Source organism: Cellulophaga baltica 18 (assembly GCF_000468615.2).
GTDB lineage: Bacteria > Bacteroidota > Bacteroidia > Flavobacteriales > Flavobacteriaceae > Cellulophaga > Cellulophaga baltica.
The window spans coordinates 583,365-599,291 of sequence record NZ_CP009976.1 but is presented as its reverse complement, the minus strand read 5'-3'; the positions used below and the strand labels follow the sequence as shown (position 1 = coordinate 599,291).

Here is a 15,927-nt window from a genome sequence, read left to right as displayed (position 1 = left end):
ACTACTCAAAAAAAATCTAAATATAGTATATGGAAAAGACGATTAAACCATTCGAAGACCCGCAGTTATTTGGGCATCCAAAAGGATTGTTTTATTTATTTTTTGCGGAGCTTTGGGAGCGTTTTAGTTTTTACGGAATGCGTGCATTGCTTACGCTTTATATGGTTGATGTTGTTTTTGCGGCACTTACCACTAGAGATTTTGCTGCCGCTGCCGTATATGCCTCTTATGGTTCACTAGTATATGCTTCTACCGTAATTGGAGGTCGTATTTCAGATAAGATTTTAGGCATGCGAAACTCTATCTTCTTAGGTGGAATTTTAATGGCTATTGGTCACTTTGTATTAGCGGTAGAAAACAACTATGCTTTCTTTATCGCTTTAGCTCTTATCGTTGTTGGAAATGGTTTTTTTAAGCCAAATATCTCCACATTCGTTGGCTCTCTTTATAAAGAAGATGATATTCGTAAAGATTCTGGTTTCGTTATTTTCTACATGGGTATTAATATCGGTGGATTTGCTGCGCCATTACTTTGTGGATGGTTAGGTAGAGAATACGGTTGGCATTATGGTTTTGGTCTTGCAGGTATCGGGATGCTATTGGGGCTGATTGCTTTCTGGAGCGGAATTAAAAAGAATGTTTTTGGACAAAGAGGTTTGCCGCCATCAGAAACAATTCTAGATAAGCCAATATTAGGGGTTAAACAAGGTTTGATGATTCCTATTCTAGCAGTTGTTGCAGTGCCAGTAATAGCCTATTTACTTTCTTCTTATAAAGCCTTAGGAGAAAAAGGTAGTTTCTTAGAAGATGATAACATTGTCAATATTATCTTTTATATTATTGCTATTGCAATTGGTGCTTTCCTAATTAAAATATTAGTAGAAGCAACTTCGGAGGAACGTAAAAAATTAATTGTAGCCATATTAATAACATTCTTTATTACTATTTTTTGGGGTTTTCATGAGCTATCAGGAAGTATAATTACGCTGTTTGCGGCACGTAATGTAAATCTAACATTTATAGATGCTTCTCAGACAAATGCATTGAACTCTATGTATATCATTATTTTGTCTATTCCAATTTCAATGTTATTCACTTATTTAAAGAAGAAAAAGTTAGACCCAAGAACACCTTATAAATTTGGACTTGGCTTAGCTTTTGCAGGGATTAGTTTTTTAATTCTTTCTATGAGTAGTGGTAGCGCGGATGAGAATGGGATGGTTCCGTTTTCTTATTTGCTAATTATGTATTTCTTAATTTCGGTAGGGGAGTTGTTCATGTCTCCTGTTGGATTGTCTAAAATAACCGATTTATCACCAAAAAGAATTGTTGCTTTTATGATGGGGATTTGGTTTTTAGCTTCTGCATTTGCATTTCAAATTGTAGGTTTTATTGGTAAGCAATTGGCAATAGAAAGTACGGATAAGAATGTAGGTGGTTTTGAAACCTTAGGTATTTATACAGATGGGTTTGGCTTAGTGGCTAAATACGCTCTTGGTGCCGCGGTGATTGTTCTTTTAGCATCGCCTCTAATTAAAAAATTAATGGGGAAAGTACATTAGTCTTTCTGTTTTAAATAATAAGCTCCCTTTTCACCGGTGTCGTGAAAAGGGAGTTTTCTTTTTATACAAGTGGCTTTCCATCGGGCTACATCACTTCTGTAATTGCTTCCGTCTGCTATAAGCTCTAGGGGTTGTATAGAATCTATTAAGCGTTCTAAATTTAGGTTAGGAGATTGGGTCAAAAGAATTGTACTGTGTTTATGGCTCGGGTAAATACCTAAGCTGTCTATAATCGCAATTCTCTTACCTTCTAAAAGATAGCTGTTCCTTAACGTATCTATAGCAAAGGTTTCTATCCGTTCTTCTATTTGATAATTTTTGAGTGTATATTCAAACGCGGTGGCATTTGTACTCAAAAGGTGTAAATTTGTTCCTGTTTTTTCTAAAATTCCTGTAGCTCTAGATTGATGAAGTACCATACTTTCATAAGTAGTGCTAGCCTTATATTTTAAAAAGAAAGTGTATGATTGCAGCGCAATAAGTCCTATGAGAAAAGCAACAATCACCTTGTGTCTTTTGGAGCTAAAAGCAATAACAATTAGGAATGTAAGACTGTAAAGCACCAGTAACTGTACGGTATCAAAAGAAATGCCTTTAAAAACAAAAGTATCTTGATGGGCAATCCATCGTACTATAAAATTCATATAGCTAAGGATTGTATTGTAAGCATCTGCAACAAATGCAGGTAAGGTATTTGTAAGGGATAAGATAATGATGACAATACCGATACCTAGTATAATTCCCAAAAATGGAATAATTAATAGATTGGCAACGAAAAAGAGTCCCGGGAATTGGTGAAAATAGAATAAGCTGATGGGGAGCACTCCTAGCTGCGCCGCAATACTTACACTTAATAACTGCCAAAAGTATTTTACGATTTTATTCTTAGGAAACCAGAATCGTTGTAACATTGGATAGATCCATAGGATAGCAAATACGGCAGCATAACTCATTTGAAATCCTACTTGAAAAAGATAATTTGGTTGTATTAGTAGAATAAAGAAAAGCGATAGCGCAAGTATATTAAAGCTGTTTGTGGGCCGGTTTAAGAACATGGCATAAGCAAGGAATGAAAACATAGTAACGGCTCTCACAATTGATGCAGATAGGCCTGCAAGTAGGGCGAAGCTCCATAGGAAGAGGAGGATTACTACTAATTTTATTTTCTTTCCGTGCGGTAAACGTTCTAAGGGCTGTAAGAGAAACTGAAGAATAAGAAGTAAGATGCCAATATGTAAACCAGATAGCGCTAATATATGAATGGCTCCTGCGTCTTTATAATTGTCATAAGTTTCTTCAGAAATATCATTTCGTTGCCCTAATAATAAGGCTTGAATAACACTAAGGTTTTCTGGGTTGAAATTTTGTTCTTTAAGTTTTCCGATGATGGTAGTTCTCCAATGGGCTGCATGGCCATATAGAGTACTTTTTGAATCTTTTAGAAGGATGTATTCAGCAGAGGTAGCGTAGAGTTGATCATATACGTCTAAGCCTTTCAAGTATTTTTTGTAATTAAATTGATGGGGGTTTAGTGGTGCTTTAACGCTTGATAACGTATTGAAGGTGATAAGCTCGTCATCAACCTTTAAACCTTGAGAGCTACTATCTTTTTTAATGGATAGTATAATCTTCCCTGTTGTTCTTCTTTTATCTGCTTCAAGAATCGTTGCAAAATAGCGTCTCGAAAACGAATTTGGTTTTAATACTTCTGTTATTTTAATCCGAAGCTCTTTACTGCCGGTATTAGAGATTTTAGTGTAATGATTAGGGGTGTTTATGGGATTGGCTAATGTAATTGCTAAAAATCCAATACAAGAGGTTAGAAGTAGTGCTGCGCTTCCAAAGAGAACGCTTTTTATTTTTCTTGTGGTATAAAGTAAAATGGCTACTACGATAAGGGTAGAGACCGTAGCTATTAATGGTATGCTAATGGAGGTTTCAATAATTCTCCCGAAAAGAATTCCTGCAACTAAAAAAAGTGTCAATTTTATTGGCACAAATTTCAGGAGCTTCATAGGCGTTAATTAGTTATAATATTCTTGTTGCTTTTACAAAAGCATAATTCCAATATCCTTCCTTCAAGGAAGATACTATGACTCCTCTAGAGGTCGTAGAGTGAATAAATTTTATGCCATCGTCATCAACAGAAACCACAAGGCCAACATGGTTTATTCTCTTAGATCGTTTACTCGTTTTGAAAAAAAGTAAATCGCCTTTATCTACATCTTTTACTCGAATGTCTTTTCCTTCTTCGGCAATAACGTAAGAGGTTCGCGGTATGGAAATATCTTGATCAGCAAAAGCAACATATAATAATCCAGAGCAATCCATTCCTTTTTTGGTAGTTCCTCCATATTTATAACGGGTACCCTTGTATTCAAGAGCAGAGCTTATCACTGATTCTGCAACGCTATGATATCTTGGTGATTCAGAATTTGCGCGGGGTAAATTACTTGCGGTAGTAGTTTTGGCTTCCGCTTTATTAGCTTCTACGGTAATTTTTCTTTGGTCGGTATTGCGATTGTTGGAAGTGCTTTTTTTTGCACCGCAGCTAGTAACTACTACAACTAAAAATAGGTAAATAATTTTACGATTCATGGTTAAGAAATATGGGACTCTAAATTCAAATTTAAAGAATAAAAGTGAATGGTAGTCGTATGTCTTAACGTTCTTTTAATAAAAAAATGAATTTTATTTTATTAAGTGACTGATAATGAGGCTTGCGGTTTTTGCACTAGCGCCTGTTCCGCCAAGCTTTTCTTCGAGTTCTTCGTAATTATCCAAAACAATTTTTCGGGTTTCAGGGTTTAATATCTTTGTTAATTCTGTCGTAAGGTTTTTGGTGGTTAAGGCATCTTGTATTAGTTCTTTTACCACCTCTTTATCCATGATTAAATTTACTAACGAAATATATTTCAACGTAATTATTCGTTTTGCAATTTGATAAGAAATCCAATTACCTTTATAGCAAACCACTTGAGGAACTTTAAATAAAGCAGTTTCTAGTGTAGCGGTGCCACTTGTTACCAATGCGGCATGTGCAATTTGTAAAATACCATACGTTTGATTTGCAATTAAGCTGATATTGGATTTTTTTAAAAACGGCGCATAGAATGCTTGGTCTAAACTTGGTGCGCCTGCAATTACAAATTGATAGGCGTCAAATTTCTCGGCGACAGAAAGCATCACCGCTAGCATTTTAGAGACCTCTTGCTTTCTACTTCCTGGTAATAATGCAATAATTGGTTTCTCTTGGTCTAGGTTGTATTCTTTTTTAAAAGCAGCAACGTTAATTTTTGGAGCTTGTGCGATGGCATCAATTAAGGGGTGGCCAACGAAATTTACAGCAAAATGATGTTTCTCTTCGTAGAATTCTTTTTCAAAAGGTAGCGTCACATACATTTCATCAATAGTACTTTTGATTTTCGCGATGCGCCCTTCTCTAGATGCCCAAATTTGTGGTGCTATATAATAGCTGGTTTTGAAACCTGCTTCTTTAGCCCATTTAGCAATGCGTAAGTTAAAACCAGAGTAATCAATAAATACAATTACGTCGGGCTTGAATAAGGCAATATCTTCTTTGCAGAAACTTATATTTTTAAAAATGGTATTGATGTTCGTAATTACCTCAATAAACCCCATAAAGGCAAGTTCCTTATAGTGTTTTGCTAAAGTTCCGCCAGCCTGCTGCATCAGATCTCCTCCCCAACATCTAATATGGGCTTCTGAATCTTTTTGTTTCAGTGCTTTAATTAAATTAGAGCCGTGTAAATCGCCAGAAGCTTCTCCTGCAATGATGTAATATTTCATCTGTTTTTAAATTAAAGGTAATAGGCAGATTTTGAATCTATATAACGCAAAGAAATCACCTTAAAAAATCTTGTAATACATAATTAGCAAAGCGGTAAGTAGGGTGGCAATCAAAACTCCTCTAGCTCTTAAATCGCGCTTTATTTTTAAAAAGCCAAAGAATGCTGCTAGGTTTAAGACTGCTCCAAGAGCAAGCAAACTCCCAACATGCCCTTGCGAAACAGCAGCTAGATAGGTTTCTTTAATACTTAATTCTGAAAAAATAATAATATATAAAAGCGTGCCGATGGTATTTGCTATAATTCCGATAACAAAACCAATAAGTATTTCTTTTTTATTCATTAGTTTAATTTCCAATTATTTATGGTTTGGATGGCATGGTGTGCGGTTAAATCAAATTGTGTAGGGACTACAGAGATAAAACCATTTGCTAAGGCCCATTCATCCGTATCTTCGCCCTTGTCCAACAATTCAAATTCTCCCGTTAACCAGTAATATTCTTTTCCAGTAGGGCTAGTTCTTTTGTCAAATTTTTCTTTCCAGTTGGCTCTAGCCTGTCTGCAAATTTTAATTCCTTTTATCTTTTTTGCTTCAAGCTTAGGAATATTTACATTAAGTACAACGCCAGTTGGAATACCATTTTCTAATGCTTCCCGAATAATTTGTTGTATAAAATTTTTCGCAGGAGAAAAATCTGCTTCCCATTTGTAATCACATAAAGAAAAACCAATGGCAGGTATGCCTTCTATTCCTGCCTCTATGGCAGCACTCATGGTGCCAGAATAGATCACATTAATAGAAGAATTAGATCCGTGGTTAATACCACTCACACATAAATCTGGTTTTCTATCTAGTAATTCTTGTAAGCCTAATTTAACGCAATCGGCAGGAGTGCCGCTACAGCTATATTCTACAGTGCTTTCATCTTGGTCTAAATCGAGCGTCATTTTTTTAGAATACAATAAGTTATCTATAGTTATAGCGTGGCCCATACCAGATTGCGGACTGTCTGGTGCTACCACCACAACTTCGCCGATTTCTTTCACGAAACTTACTAATGCTCTCAAACCAGGTGCGGTAATTCCGTCATCATTTGTAACTAAAATCAAAGGTTTTTTCATTCCACATAATTTATATTGTAAAAATACGTTTTTCATTAAGATATGTCCGATAAACTGTTTAACAAAAAATTTAGATTGCCAATATTATACTGGCACGGTTTTTTCAGTATCTTAGAGAATTCAATAAGTATTGGAGCAAAACAGTGATAATAATGCTTAGATTGATTAAATAATAAGTAGATGAAGAATAAATTAGCCTATGCACTTTTAATGATGCTATTTGCGGTAGCATCGTGCAGTTTTACAAATAAATCTTTCGAAAATGACGATAAGGATAAACTTTTATTAGATCTCATCACTTATGTTCTTGAAAAAGGTCATTATGATCCTAAAAATATAGATGATGATTTTTCTGTTGAGGTTTTTGAAGATTTTATTAATGGATTAGATCCAACAAAAAGATATTTTTTAGAAAGTGATATCAAAGATTTTGAGCAGTATAAATTTCAGATTGATGATCAGATAAAAAATACAGACATCACATTCTTTAATGCAGTTTACGACCGTTTAATGGTTCGTATGAAAGAAGCTAAAGGAATTTACAAAGAAGTTTTATCTGCACCTTTTGATTATTCTGCTCAGGAGAATATTGATATGGACTACGAGAAGCAAAATTTTGTAAGTTCTAGATCAGATTTAAAAGAGCGTTGGAGAAAACAATTAAAGTATGCTACTTTGGGTAATTATGACTCAAAAATAAAAGTAGATGAAAAAGATAATAAGAAAAAAATTAATTTAAAAGAAGCAGAGAAGGAAGCACGTGTAGATACGGAAGAAACCTTAGATGAGTTTTTTGATTTTGTTTCTGATTTAGAACGTAAAGACTGGTTTGTTCAATACATAAATACGATTGTAGAAGAGTTTGATCCTCATACCTTCTATTTTGCTCCTGAGGAAAAAGAAAAGTTTGACACTAGAATGTCTGGGAAATTTGAGGGTATTGGTGCTCGATTACAGAAAAAACAAGATGGTGTTAAAATAGTCGAAATTATTTCTGGTGGTCCCGTGTGGAGAGATCGTCAAATTGAAGTAGGAGACGAAATCATAAAAGTGGGGCAGCATGGGGAAACTCCTGTAAGTATCGTAGAAATGAGATTGGATGATGCTATAAAATTAATAAAAGGAGCCAAAGGTACTGTTGTAGATTTAACAATGCGTAAAGTAGATGGTACTACAGAGGTGGTTTCTATTACAAGAGATGTGGTGGAGATCGAAGAGACCTTTGCGAAATCTGCTAATATTATTAAAGGAAACGAAAAATTTGGAATAATTAATCTCCCACAATTTTATGTGAGTTTTGATGATTATGAAGGGGAGAGAAATGCAGCTTCTGATGTAGAAAAAGAAGTAGAACGTTTAAAAGAAGAAGGTGCCGAAGGATTGATCTTAGATTTAAGAGACAATGGTGGAGGATCTTTAAAAACGGTTGTGGAAATGGCTGGCTTGTTTATTAAAAACGGACCAATTGTTCAAGTGCGTTCTAATGATGATCAAAAAGAAGTTCATGATGACGTTGATGATCGTATTCAATGGGATGGACCTTTAGTAATCCTTGTAAATGAATTATCAGCTTCTGCTTCTGAGATTTTAGCAGCAGCAATGCAAGATTATAAAAGAGCTGTTGTTATAGGTAGTAAACAAACTTTTGGTAAAGGAACAGTGCAAAATGTAATTCCTTTAGATAGAATTGTGCGTAGTAATGAGCATGGAGATTTAGGAGCTATTAAATTAACAACTCAAAAATTCTATAGAATTAATGGTGGATCTACCCAATTGGAAGGTGTAAAATCTGATGTTGTGGTACCAGACAAGTATAGTTATATAGATTTAGGAGAGCGCGATCAGCAAAACCCGCTTGCTTGGGATAAAATATCTCCAGCAGACTATACGCCTTGGGATGGTCATATAGATTATGAATCTACCGTTTCTAATAGTAATAAGCGTATGGCTCAAAACCCTCAAATAAAATTAATAGAGGAGAATGCTAAATGGCTAAAAGAGCAACAGAATGAAACCGTAGTATCTTTGAATTATATAGATTATAAGGAAGATGAAGCTAAGAGTTTAGAGAAGTCTAAGTATTTTAAAACCCTTTCTGCTTACGATTCTAAATTAACCTTTGAGTCTTTAAAGTATGAAGAGAGTTTGTTTACGCAAGATTCTGTCTTAAGACAAAAACGTGAACGCTGGCATGAAGATCTGGTTAAGGACGTTTACGTGGAAGAAGCGGTAAATGTTTTGGAAGATTTAAAGAATAATTCTTTAAAATCAGGAAAGCTTGCAAGTGTTAACAAGCATACTCAGAAAATGAAAAACTAGACTAAAAAATAAATATAAAAAAGCCGTTCATTAGAACGGCTTTTTTTGTTTTAAGAACTACAGGATAGCATGGAGCAACCTACTTTATTTCTTGCCCATTCTGGACGTTTAGCAAACCATTTTTCAAATTCTGGTTGCTCATCATAAGGGTGTTTTAATAAAGTATATAATTCATCTACTAAGCTATAATCTTTTTCATCTGCTTTATCAATAGCTAATTGCGCCATATAATTTCGCAGCACATACTTAGGGTTTGTTGCATTCATTTTTAACGCTCGTACTTCATCAGTTGTAGTTTCTTTTCGTAATCGTTTTATGTATAGATCAAACCAAATTCTCCATTTTTCTAAGGCATCATCTTTTAATTCTTCTAGCGTGTAAAAGGAAATTTTAATTTTAGCTAAAGCACTATCGTCTGTGTCATTTTTAGTAACTAAGCTTAAGTTTCTAAAAAATAAAGTCATATCTGTTTCAATAATCTGCAAAGTGGTTTCCAAGGCGCTTAATAAATCAGCATCACCATCATCAGTGCTAGAAAGACCAATTTTATCTTTCATCATGGCCACATACTTTACAGCATAATCATTTTTATAGGCTTCCAAAATGTCTTCAAAAGGTGCTGCATCTTCAACAAGTGGGTATAATGCATTTGCTAGTTGGTATAAGTTCCATAAGCCAATATTAGGTTGGTTGCCATACCTGTACCGTTTGTGTTGTCGGTCTGTGGTATTTGGTGTCCAACCTTCATCATAACCTTCTAACCAGCCATAGGGGCCGTAATCTATGGTGAGCCCTAAAATAGACATGTTGTCTGTATTCATTACACCATGTACAAAACCAACACGCTGCCAATGAATAATCATTTCTAAAGTACGTTCAGCGACTGTTTTAAATAATTGTATGTACCCTTCTTTTGAGCTGTCTTTAATCTCTGGAAAAAATTGGGCTATGGTGTAATCAACAAGAGTAGTGAGTGTTTTGTAGTCTTGTCTGGAGCTAAATATTTCATAGCTTCCAAAACGTAAAAAGCTAGGTGCTACTCTAGATACAACAGCGCCTTTTTCATAATCGGGATTGCCATTGTATAAGACATCTCTCAATACTTGATCACCGGTAAGGGCTATAGAAAGTGCGCGTGTAGTGGGTATGCCTAAATGATACATTGCTTCGCTGCACAAGTATTCCCGAACAGAAGATCTTAATACGGCCAAACCATCGGCAGTACGGGAATATGGAGTTTCTCCAGCGCCTTTTAATTGAAGTGTCCACCGTTTATCATTATGCATTTTTTCTCCTAGATTGATAGCGCGACCATCTCCTAATTGACCAGCCCAGTTTCCAAACTGATGACCGCCATAACACATGGCGTAGGGGCGAGAATTTTCGCCTATCTTATTTCCTGTGAATATTTCTAAAAAAGAAGTGCTCTTCAATTCCTCATCAGATATGCCTAACTCAGAAGCCATTTCTTCAGAGCTGTGAATCAATTCTGGCTGTGCTGTTTTCTTAGGGGTTACCAAAGAATAACAAGCGCCACTTACTTGGCGTCTGGTATTTTCCAAAATTGGGTCTTGAGGTAGGGAATGGGTAAAGCTGTCTTGAGGTTCAAATTTCATAATTAAGGCTACTTAATAAGTTGATGTCTTCGTCGTAAAAGAATATACAAAATTAAAGTAACTTGCCAGTCTGACAGATCAATTATGAAAAATAAAACAATTTACTCACTTTTAATGGTGGTATGTCTGGTAGGCTTTTGGCTGTTTGAGAATTTCTATACACCAGATACATACACAGCTCCAGAAGGAACAGCACCTGTTGTGGCAATTTCAGCAGATTTTCTTCCAAGTTCTACCACAGGAGAAATTGTACAGCATAATTATTATACCCTTTCATATAGCGAAAGACATGAGCAGGCAGAATGGGTGGCTTATCAATTAGATCGAAGTCAGCTTACCTATGATGATAGAAAGCGGCCTTATTTTATAGAAGATCCTCAGGTTCGTACCAAGTCTGCAGATTACAAAAATTATAAAGGTTCTGGTTATGATAGAGGACACCTTTGTCCTGCCGGAGATCGTAGGTTTTCTGAGTACGCCTATAATGAGACTTTCTATACCAGTAATATTAGTCCGCAGAATAATGAATTTAATGCCGGCATTTGGAATGATTTAGAAAAGAAAGTGCGCTATTGGGCTAAAAAATATGATGGGGTATATGTGGTTACTGCAGGGGTTTTAAAAAATGGTTTGGAAACTATAGGTGATGAGGAGGTGACTGTTCCTGAGTATTTTTATAAAATAATAGCAAGAAAAGAAGCGGGTTATGTAAAAGCCATAGCTTTCTTATTTAAAAATAAGGAAAGCAAGGACGCTCTTAAAAGTTTTGCCGTTAGCATTGATGAAATTGAACGCCTAACAGGGATAGATTTTTTTGAAAAAATACCTGAAGCTACACAGCAAAGCTTTGAGAGTAAGGTGCGAATTTCTGATTGGAAATTTTAGAAACCTTCTTTTAAGCGGTTAGCATCCATCTTTAAAAAAATAAATAGCAATGCGGTAAATCCTAAAAGACCAGAGCCTCCATAGCTAAAAAAGGGCAGTGGAATTCCAATAGTGGGTAATACGCCAATTACCATTCCTATATTAATGAAATAGTGGACAAGTAATATAGATATTACGCCATATCCATACATGCGGTTAAATGCGTTTTTCTGTCGTTCTGATAGGAATACCAAACGTAATAAAAGAATTGTAAATAGGATAATAACAATGGTAGTTCCTAAAAATCCCCATTCTTCTCCTACGGTACTGAAAATATAATCTGTGTGCTGTTCTGGTACAAAATCTCCTTTGGTACGCGTACCTTCGAGAAAACCTTTTCCGAAAAAGCCACCAGATTCAATTGCTTTTTCAGATTGATAGGTGTTATATCCAATGGTTTTTCTGATCTCTTCTAATTTAGAAGGGTCTTTCTCTAAACTTAACCATAAGCTAAAACGGTCTCTATGGCGTTGTTCAAAAACATTTTCAAAAACAAAATTTACAGAGAGTGAAAATAAGAGTGTAATAATAAAAACACCCACTACAGGTAGTACCGGAATTTTGTACGATTGTTTTTTAAGTAATAAGAATATAGCTAATAGTAGACCTATGATTATGGCAATCCAGATGGTACCAAACATAAGTGTACACACAAAAATTAAAATAGTATATAAGCCAATACCTAAATAAAATAACGGTACACCTTCTCTGAAAAGTACAAATACTAAAGAGAAAAATACTAGGGCACTACCGGGATCTGGTTGTGGAATAACAAGTATGGCGGGTATTAAAAGTATTAGAAAAGAATAAAGTTGATCTTTTCTTCTTCTAATATCGGTTTGTATATCGCTTAAATATTTAGCAACAGCCAATGCCGTAGCTACTTTTGCTAATTCTGACGGTTGTAGGTTAAAAAAGCCTAAATTGTACCAGGAGGTTGCTCCGGCTATGGTGGTACCAAAAACAAAGAGGCCTAATAATAGTGCCAACGAAATAACATAGAGTAAGCTAGAGAAGCGTTCAAAGAAATTACTCTCTAGTGCTAGAATAATCACGATTAAAGCAATGTCTAGCGCTATAAAAATTAACTGTTTTCCATAGATGGTAGAGAAATCAAATATATTGTCTTGCCCTTCTGCATAGGTGCTAGAATAGATGTTGATCCATCCAATCGCAACAAGAAGTACAAAAATTAATATGGATAGCCAATCTACACGTTTTAAAACTCCTTTACCAGACACGCTCATTAATTATAAATGGTTCACCACTAATTGCTTTAGCGTATTCTTTTTCTAAAGTTCTGTCTAGCATTCTTTTTTCTAAATCTTTTCTAGTGATAGCTCCTTTAAGGTATTTTTCTATAAGAAGAGAGGCTATATGGCCTGCATATCGCCCTCCATAATAGCCGTTTTCTATGTAAACGGCTATTGCAATTTTAGGATTGTCAACCGGAGCAAAGGCAACAAAGACAGAATGATCTGTAAGTTGTGTTCGTACTCCGTCTATACGGGTATAGTTTTCTACCGTACCGGTTTTACCTGCAATTTCTAAATCAGGAATTTGAACACCTCTACCAGTTCCATGTTTGTAGACATTGGCCATACCTTGAACCACAGGCTCAAAATGTTTCTTGTCAATAGTGGTATAATGCTTTTCAATATATTTTTGATTCGTAATTTTCTGCCCTTCTACTTCTTTTAGTACGTGAGGAACTACATAATATCCACGGTTAGCGATGGCAGCGGTCATGTTGGCTAATTGTATAGGTGTTACTAAAATTTCACCTTGACCAATAGCATTTGATATGAAATAGGATGAAGACCATCTATTATCTCCATACATCCGGTCATAAGTTTTTTTAGTAGGTATTGATCCGCTTCGGCCTGTAGGGATATCAGAGCCTAAGAAATTCCCTAGCCCAAAACTTTTTACATGTTTATCCCAAACATCCATTCCTTCATCTGTAGTAGGGAATTTTTCAAATATTTTTCTAAATGTTCCTGCAAAATAGGCATTACAAGATTTGTAAATTCCAACATCCAAATCTCGTAAGCCGCCACCGCAGTGACATCCTCTTTTTTTGTTCCCTACGTAAAAGCCGTTATAACACTGAATTTTAGTGTCTGGTGTAATAACATTCTCTTGTAAAGCAATTAGAGCGTTAATGGCTTTAAAAGGCGATCCTGGAGAGGTTTGAGCTAGTACAGAGCGGTCATAGGTTGGTTGTGCAATAGAGTCGTTGTAAAGTTTGGTGTAATTTTTAGAACGTTCACGCCCTACGAGTAGTCCTGGATCATACGTAGGTCCAGAAATCATGGTTAAAATTTCACCAGTAGCAGGCTCAATAGCAACAATACCGCCACGTTTTCCGTTCATAAGTAATTCTCCGTATTCCTGTAATTTCTTATCAATAGTAATTTTAATCTCTTTACCTTGTTCTGGTAAAGTGTCTAGAATACCATTTTTGTAAGGGCCAATATCCCTATTAAACCTATCTTTTTGTATGTATTTTACGCCTTTTCTCCCACGAAGAATTTCTTCATATTGCTTTTCTATTCCAGTTCTTCCTTTAAGTTCTCCTAGTTTGTAATATGGATTTTCATTTAATTCATAGTCATTTACTTCAGAAATAAAGCCAAATACATTGGCGCCACTATGCGTGTCATAATATCTCAAGGATCTTTTCTGAATATAAAACCCACTGTATTTACGCATTTTTTCTTGCAGACGTGCGTAGTCTTTCTTAGATAATTGTGGAACTAAAACAGAAGGTAGGCGTGGTGAGTAATTTTTTGCTTTCCCAAATTGCTTTAAAAACGTAGCTTTTTCTATACCTAACAAAGTACAGAACTCCAAAGTGTCTAGTTTTTTAACTTCTCTAGGGATTACCATGACATCATATGCTGGTTGGTTGGCAACAAGCAATTCGCCATTACGGTCATAAATATAGCCGCGTTCGGGGTAGTCGTAGATTGCTTTAATCGCTGTATCTTCTGTAACCTGCATAGAAGAGTGTCTGAATACCTGTAGGTAAGACAGTCTTCCGATAAAGGTTAAACCAATGAGAACAATGATTGATGATAATAATATTTTTTTCATTTTTGGATGAAAATCTAGAAATTAGGGGCAAAAGAGTTTTATAAAGGTCCCAAAATTAGATAGAATTTTTGACTAGTTTTCTTTTTTAACACTGAAAAGAGAGCTTAATAAAATGCACAAAAATAGAGACGCAATACTCACAACAAGTATTTTCTTTAAAATTAGAAGAAAATTATCAAAATTAAAAACTTCTAGGGTAAAGAAAACAGTATGGTGTATCACAATTAACAAAGCTAGGTACGTTAACTGCTGTATTCTTGGAGCGGCATTTAGCCTAAAACTTTGGAATTCAAAATTGACTCCAAAACAAAAACGCATTATAGTAGGGCGTAGGTAGGCAATAGTAAGTGTTGCTGCGGTATTAAAAGCTAAGGTGTCAGAAAAAATATCTACAGTAAATCCTAGGAAAAATGAAATGATTATAAATACAGCTCTGTTTTGTTTGATGGGGTACCAGTATAAAAACAAGATATAAATTATCGGGTTTATAAAACCCCAAAAATTAATATTATTACAAATTAAGACCTGAGCCAAAACCAGCATAATAAAGCGGACGATATTTATAAAGTAATATTTACTTGCCATTGGTTACTGGAGATTCTAATTCTTCAAGTACAACACGGTTGGTGTTGTTAATGATATACACGTTTTTAAGGTTTGACATATCATTGAAAAGTGAAATATTTATAGTGTACGAACTTTTAGAAACATCTAATCCAAAACTTTTTATAGTTCCTATTGGAATATTTTCCGGAAAAATACTAGAGGCAGCACCTGTTAAAATAGTGTCGCCAACTTTGATAGGTATACGTCTAGGGATATCTATAAGTTGTACCGTATTGAAATCTTTGGTGTCCCAAATTAGAGACCCAAAGTTATCTGTATTTTTTAGTTTGGCATTCAAATTAGATTTACGATTTAAAATACTTTGTACCCTTGAAAATTTTCCACTAGTATTTTCTATAATTCCAAGAATACCATTAGGGGTAATAACACCCATGTCTTGTTTGATACCGTCTTTAGAACCCTTGTTAAGGGTAATATAGTTGTCTAAATTGGAGTAACTGTTTTTGATAATTTTTGCGGATACAATCGTGTAATCCAATAAGGTGCTGTCAAGTGCTGTGCTATCTATGGCAACTTCTTCGTTGTATTCATTATTGATAATAATGCGTCTTAAACGCATATTTTCATCTACTAATTTCTGGTTTTCTTTCTCTAGATTGAAATAAGAAAAAATACCGTTAGTAGTTTTGTAAACACCACCAGTTAACCAATTAGCAGAATTAAAAAATTTTGATTGGTGGTAGGAATGCGATTGAATGGTAAAGGCAAGTGAAATAAATAATAGGAATAAATAAAGGAGCAGATTTTTATTCCGAAATATAAAATTGATAATCTGTTGCATTCACTTTAATTATTTTTAAGTGCGGCAAAATCATTAAAGCACTTTTGTAATGTGATATTATAAAAGTG

The 15,927-nt window shown here is 35.0% G+C and carries 12 protein-coding genes; 3 read left to right on the top strand and 9 right to left on the bottom strand.

The genetic code is table 11. From position 1 onward, the window contains the following. The first annotated feature begins 29 nt into the window (after positions 1-29). Positions 30-1,562 carry a peptide MFS transporter gene (locus M666_RS02435; RefSeq protein WP_029444949.1) on the top strand — a complete coding sequence of 511 codons (1,533 nt, stop codon included), beginning with the start codon at positions 30-32 and terminating at the stop codon, positions 1,560-1,562. On the opposite strand, the gene M666_RS02430 is transcribed toward M666_RS02435, so the two are convergent. From M666_RS02430 to surE, 5 genes are all read right to left on the bottom strand, one after another. Then, a complete protein-coding gene (locus tag M666_RS02430) occupies positions 1,559-3,577 on the bottom strand; it encodes a ComEC/Rec2 family competence protein (protein WP_029444948.1) in 2,019 nt (672 codons plus the stop codon). The two genes, M666_RS02435 and M666_RS02430, sit on opposite strands and share 4 nt — an antisense overlap. Positions 3,578-3,590: 13 nt before the next feature. Then, on the bottom strand, positions 3,591-4,160 hold the full coding sequence (locus M666_RS02425; RefSeq protein ID WP_029444947.1) for a C40 family peptidase: 570 nt from the start codon (positions 4,158-4,160) through the stop codon (positions 3,591-3,593). Positions 4,161-4,253: 93 nt separating this feature from the next. Continuing rightward, the gene (gene lpxB / locus M666_RS02420; RefSeq protein ID WP_029444946.1) at positions 4,254-5,372 is read right to left on the bottom strand and encodes a lipid-A-disaccharide synthase; all 1,119 of its coding nucleotides are present in this window, start codon (positions 5,370-5,372) and stop codon (positions 4,254-4,256) included. A 60-nt stretch (positions 5,373-5,432) separates the two neighbouring features. Further along, on the bottom strand, positions 5,433-5,714 hold the full coding sequence (locus M666_RS02415; RefSeq protein ID WP_029444945.1) for a hypothetical protein: 282 nt from the start codon (positions 5,712-5,714) through the stop codon (positions 5,433-5,435). Further along, the gene (gene surE / locus M666_RS02410; protein ID WP_024478988.1) at positions 5,714-6,493 is read right to left on the bottom strand and encodes a 5'/3'-nucleotidase SurE; all 780 of its coding nucleotides are present in this window, start codon (positions 6,491-6,493) and stop codon (positions 5,714-5,716) included. The genes M666_RS02415 and surE overlap by 1 nt, the downstream gene beginning before the upstream one ends. 180 nt (positions 6,494-6,673) lie before the next feature. Here surE and M666_RS02405 point away from each other — a divergent pair, with 180 nt between their 5' ends. Further along, positions 6,674-8,812, top strand: coding sequence for a carboxy terminal-processing peptidase (locus M666_RS02405; protein WP_029444944.1), 2,139 nt, complete (start codon positions 6,674-6,676; stop codon positions 8,810-8,812). Between the two features lie 50 nt (positions 8,813-8,862). Here the strand turns inward: M666_RS02405 and M666_RS02400 are convergent, their stop codons facing one another. After that, on the bottom strand, positions 8,863-10,428 hold the full coding sequence (locus tag M666_RS02400; RefSeq protein WP_029444943.1) for a protein adenylyltransferase SelO: 1,566 nt from the start codon (positions 10,426-10,428) through the stop codon (positions 8,863-8,865). Positions 10,429-10,512: 84 nt separating this feature from the next. Here M666_RS02400 and M666_RS02395 point away from each other — a divergent pair, with 84 nt between their 5' ends. Next, positions 10,513-11,313 carry a DNA/RNA non-specific endonuclease gene (locus tag M666_RS02395; protein ID WP_029444942.1) on the top strand — a complete coding sequence of 267 codons (801 nt, stop codon included), beginning with the start codon at positions 10,513-10,515 and terminating at the stop codon, positions 11,311-11,313. On the opposite strand, the gene rodA is transcribed toward M666_RS02395, so the two are convergent. The 3 genes from rodA to mreC all read right to left on the bottom strand — a co-directional run bounded on the left by rodA (position 11,310) and on the right by mreC (position 15,859). Next, positions 11,310-12,593: a rod shape-determining protein RodA gene (rodA, locus tag M666_RS02390; RefSeq protein WP_029444941.1), complete on the bottom strand. Its 1,284-nt coding sequence runs from the start codon at positions 12,591-12,593 to the stop codon at positions 11,310-11,312. The genes M666_RS02395 and rodA overlap by 4 nt on opposite strands. Further along, entirely contained in the window at positions 12,583-14,451 is a 1,869-nt protein-coding gene (locus tag M666_RS02385) for a peptidoglycan D,D-transpeptidase FtsI family protein (RefSeq protein ID WP_029444940.1), read from the bottom strand. The genes rodA and M666_RS02385 overlap by 11 nt, the downstream gene beginning before the upstream one ends. Positions 14,452-15,025: 574 nt before the next feature. Then, positions 15,026-15,859 carry a rod shape-determining protein MreC gene (gene mreC / locus M666_RS02375; protein ID WP_029444939.1) on the bottom strand — a complete coding sequence of 278 codons (834 nt, stop codon included), beginning with the start codon at positions 15,857-15,859 and terminating at the stop codon, positions 15,026-15,028. Positions 15,860-15,927: the final 68 nt, after the last annotated feature.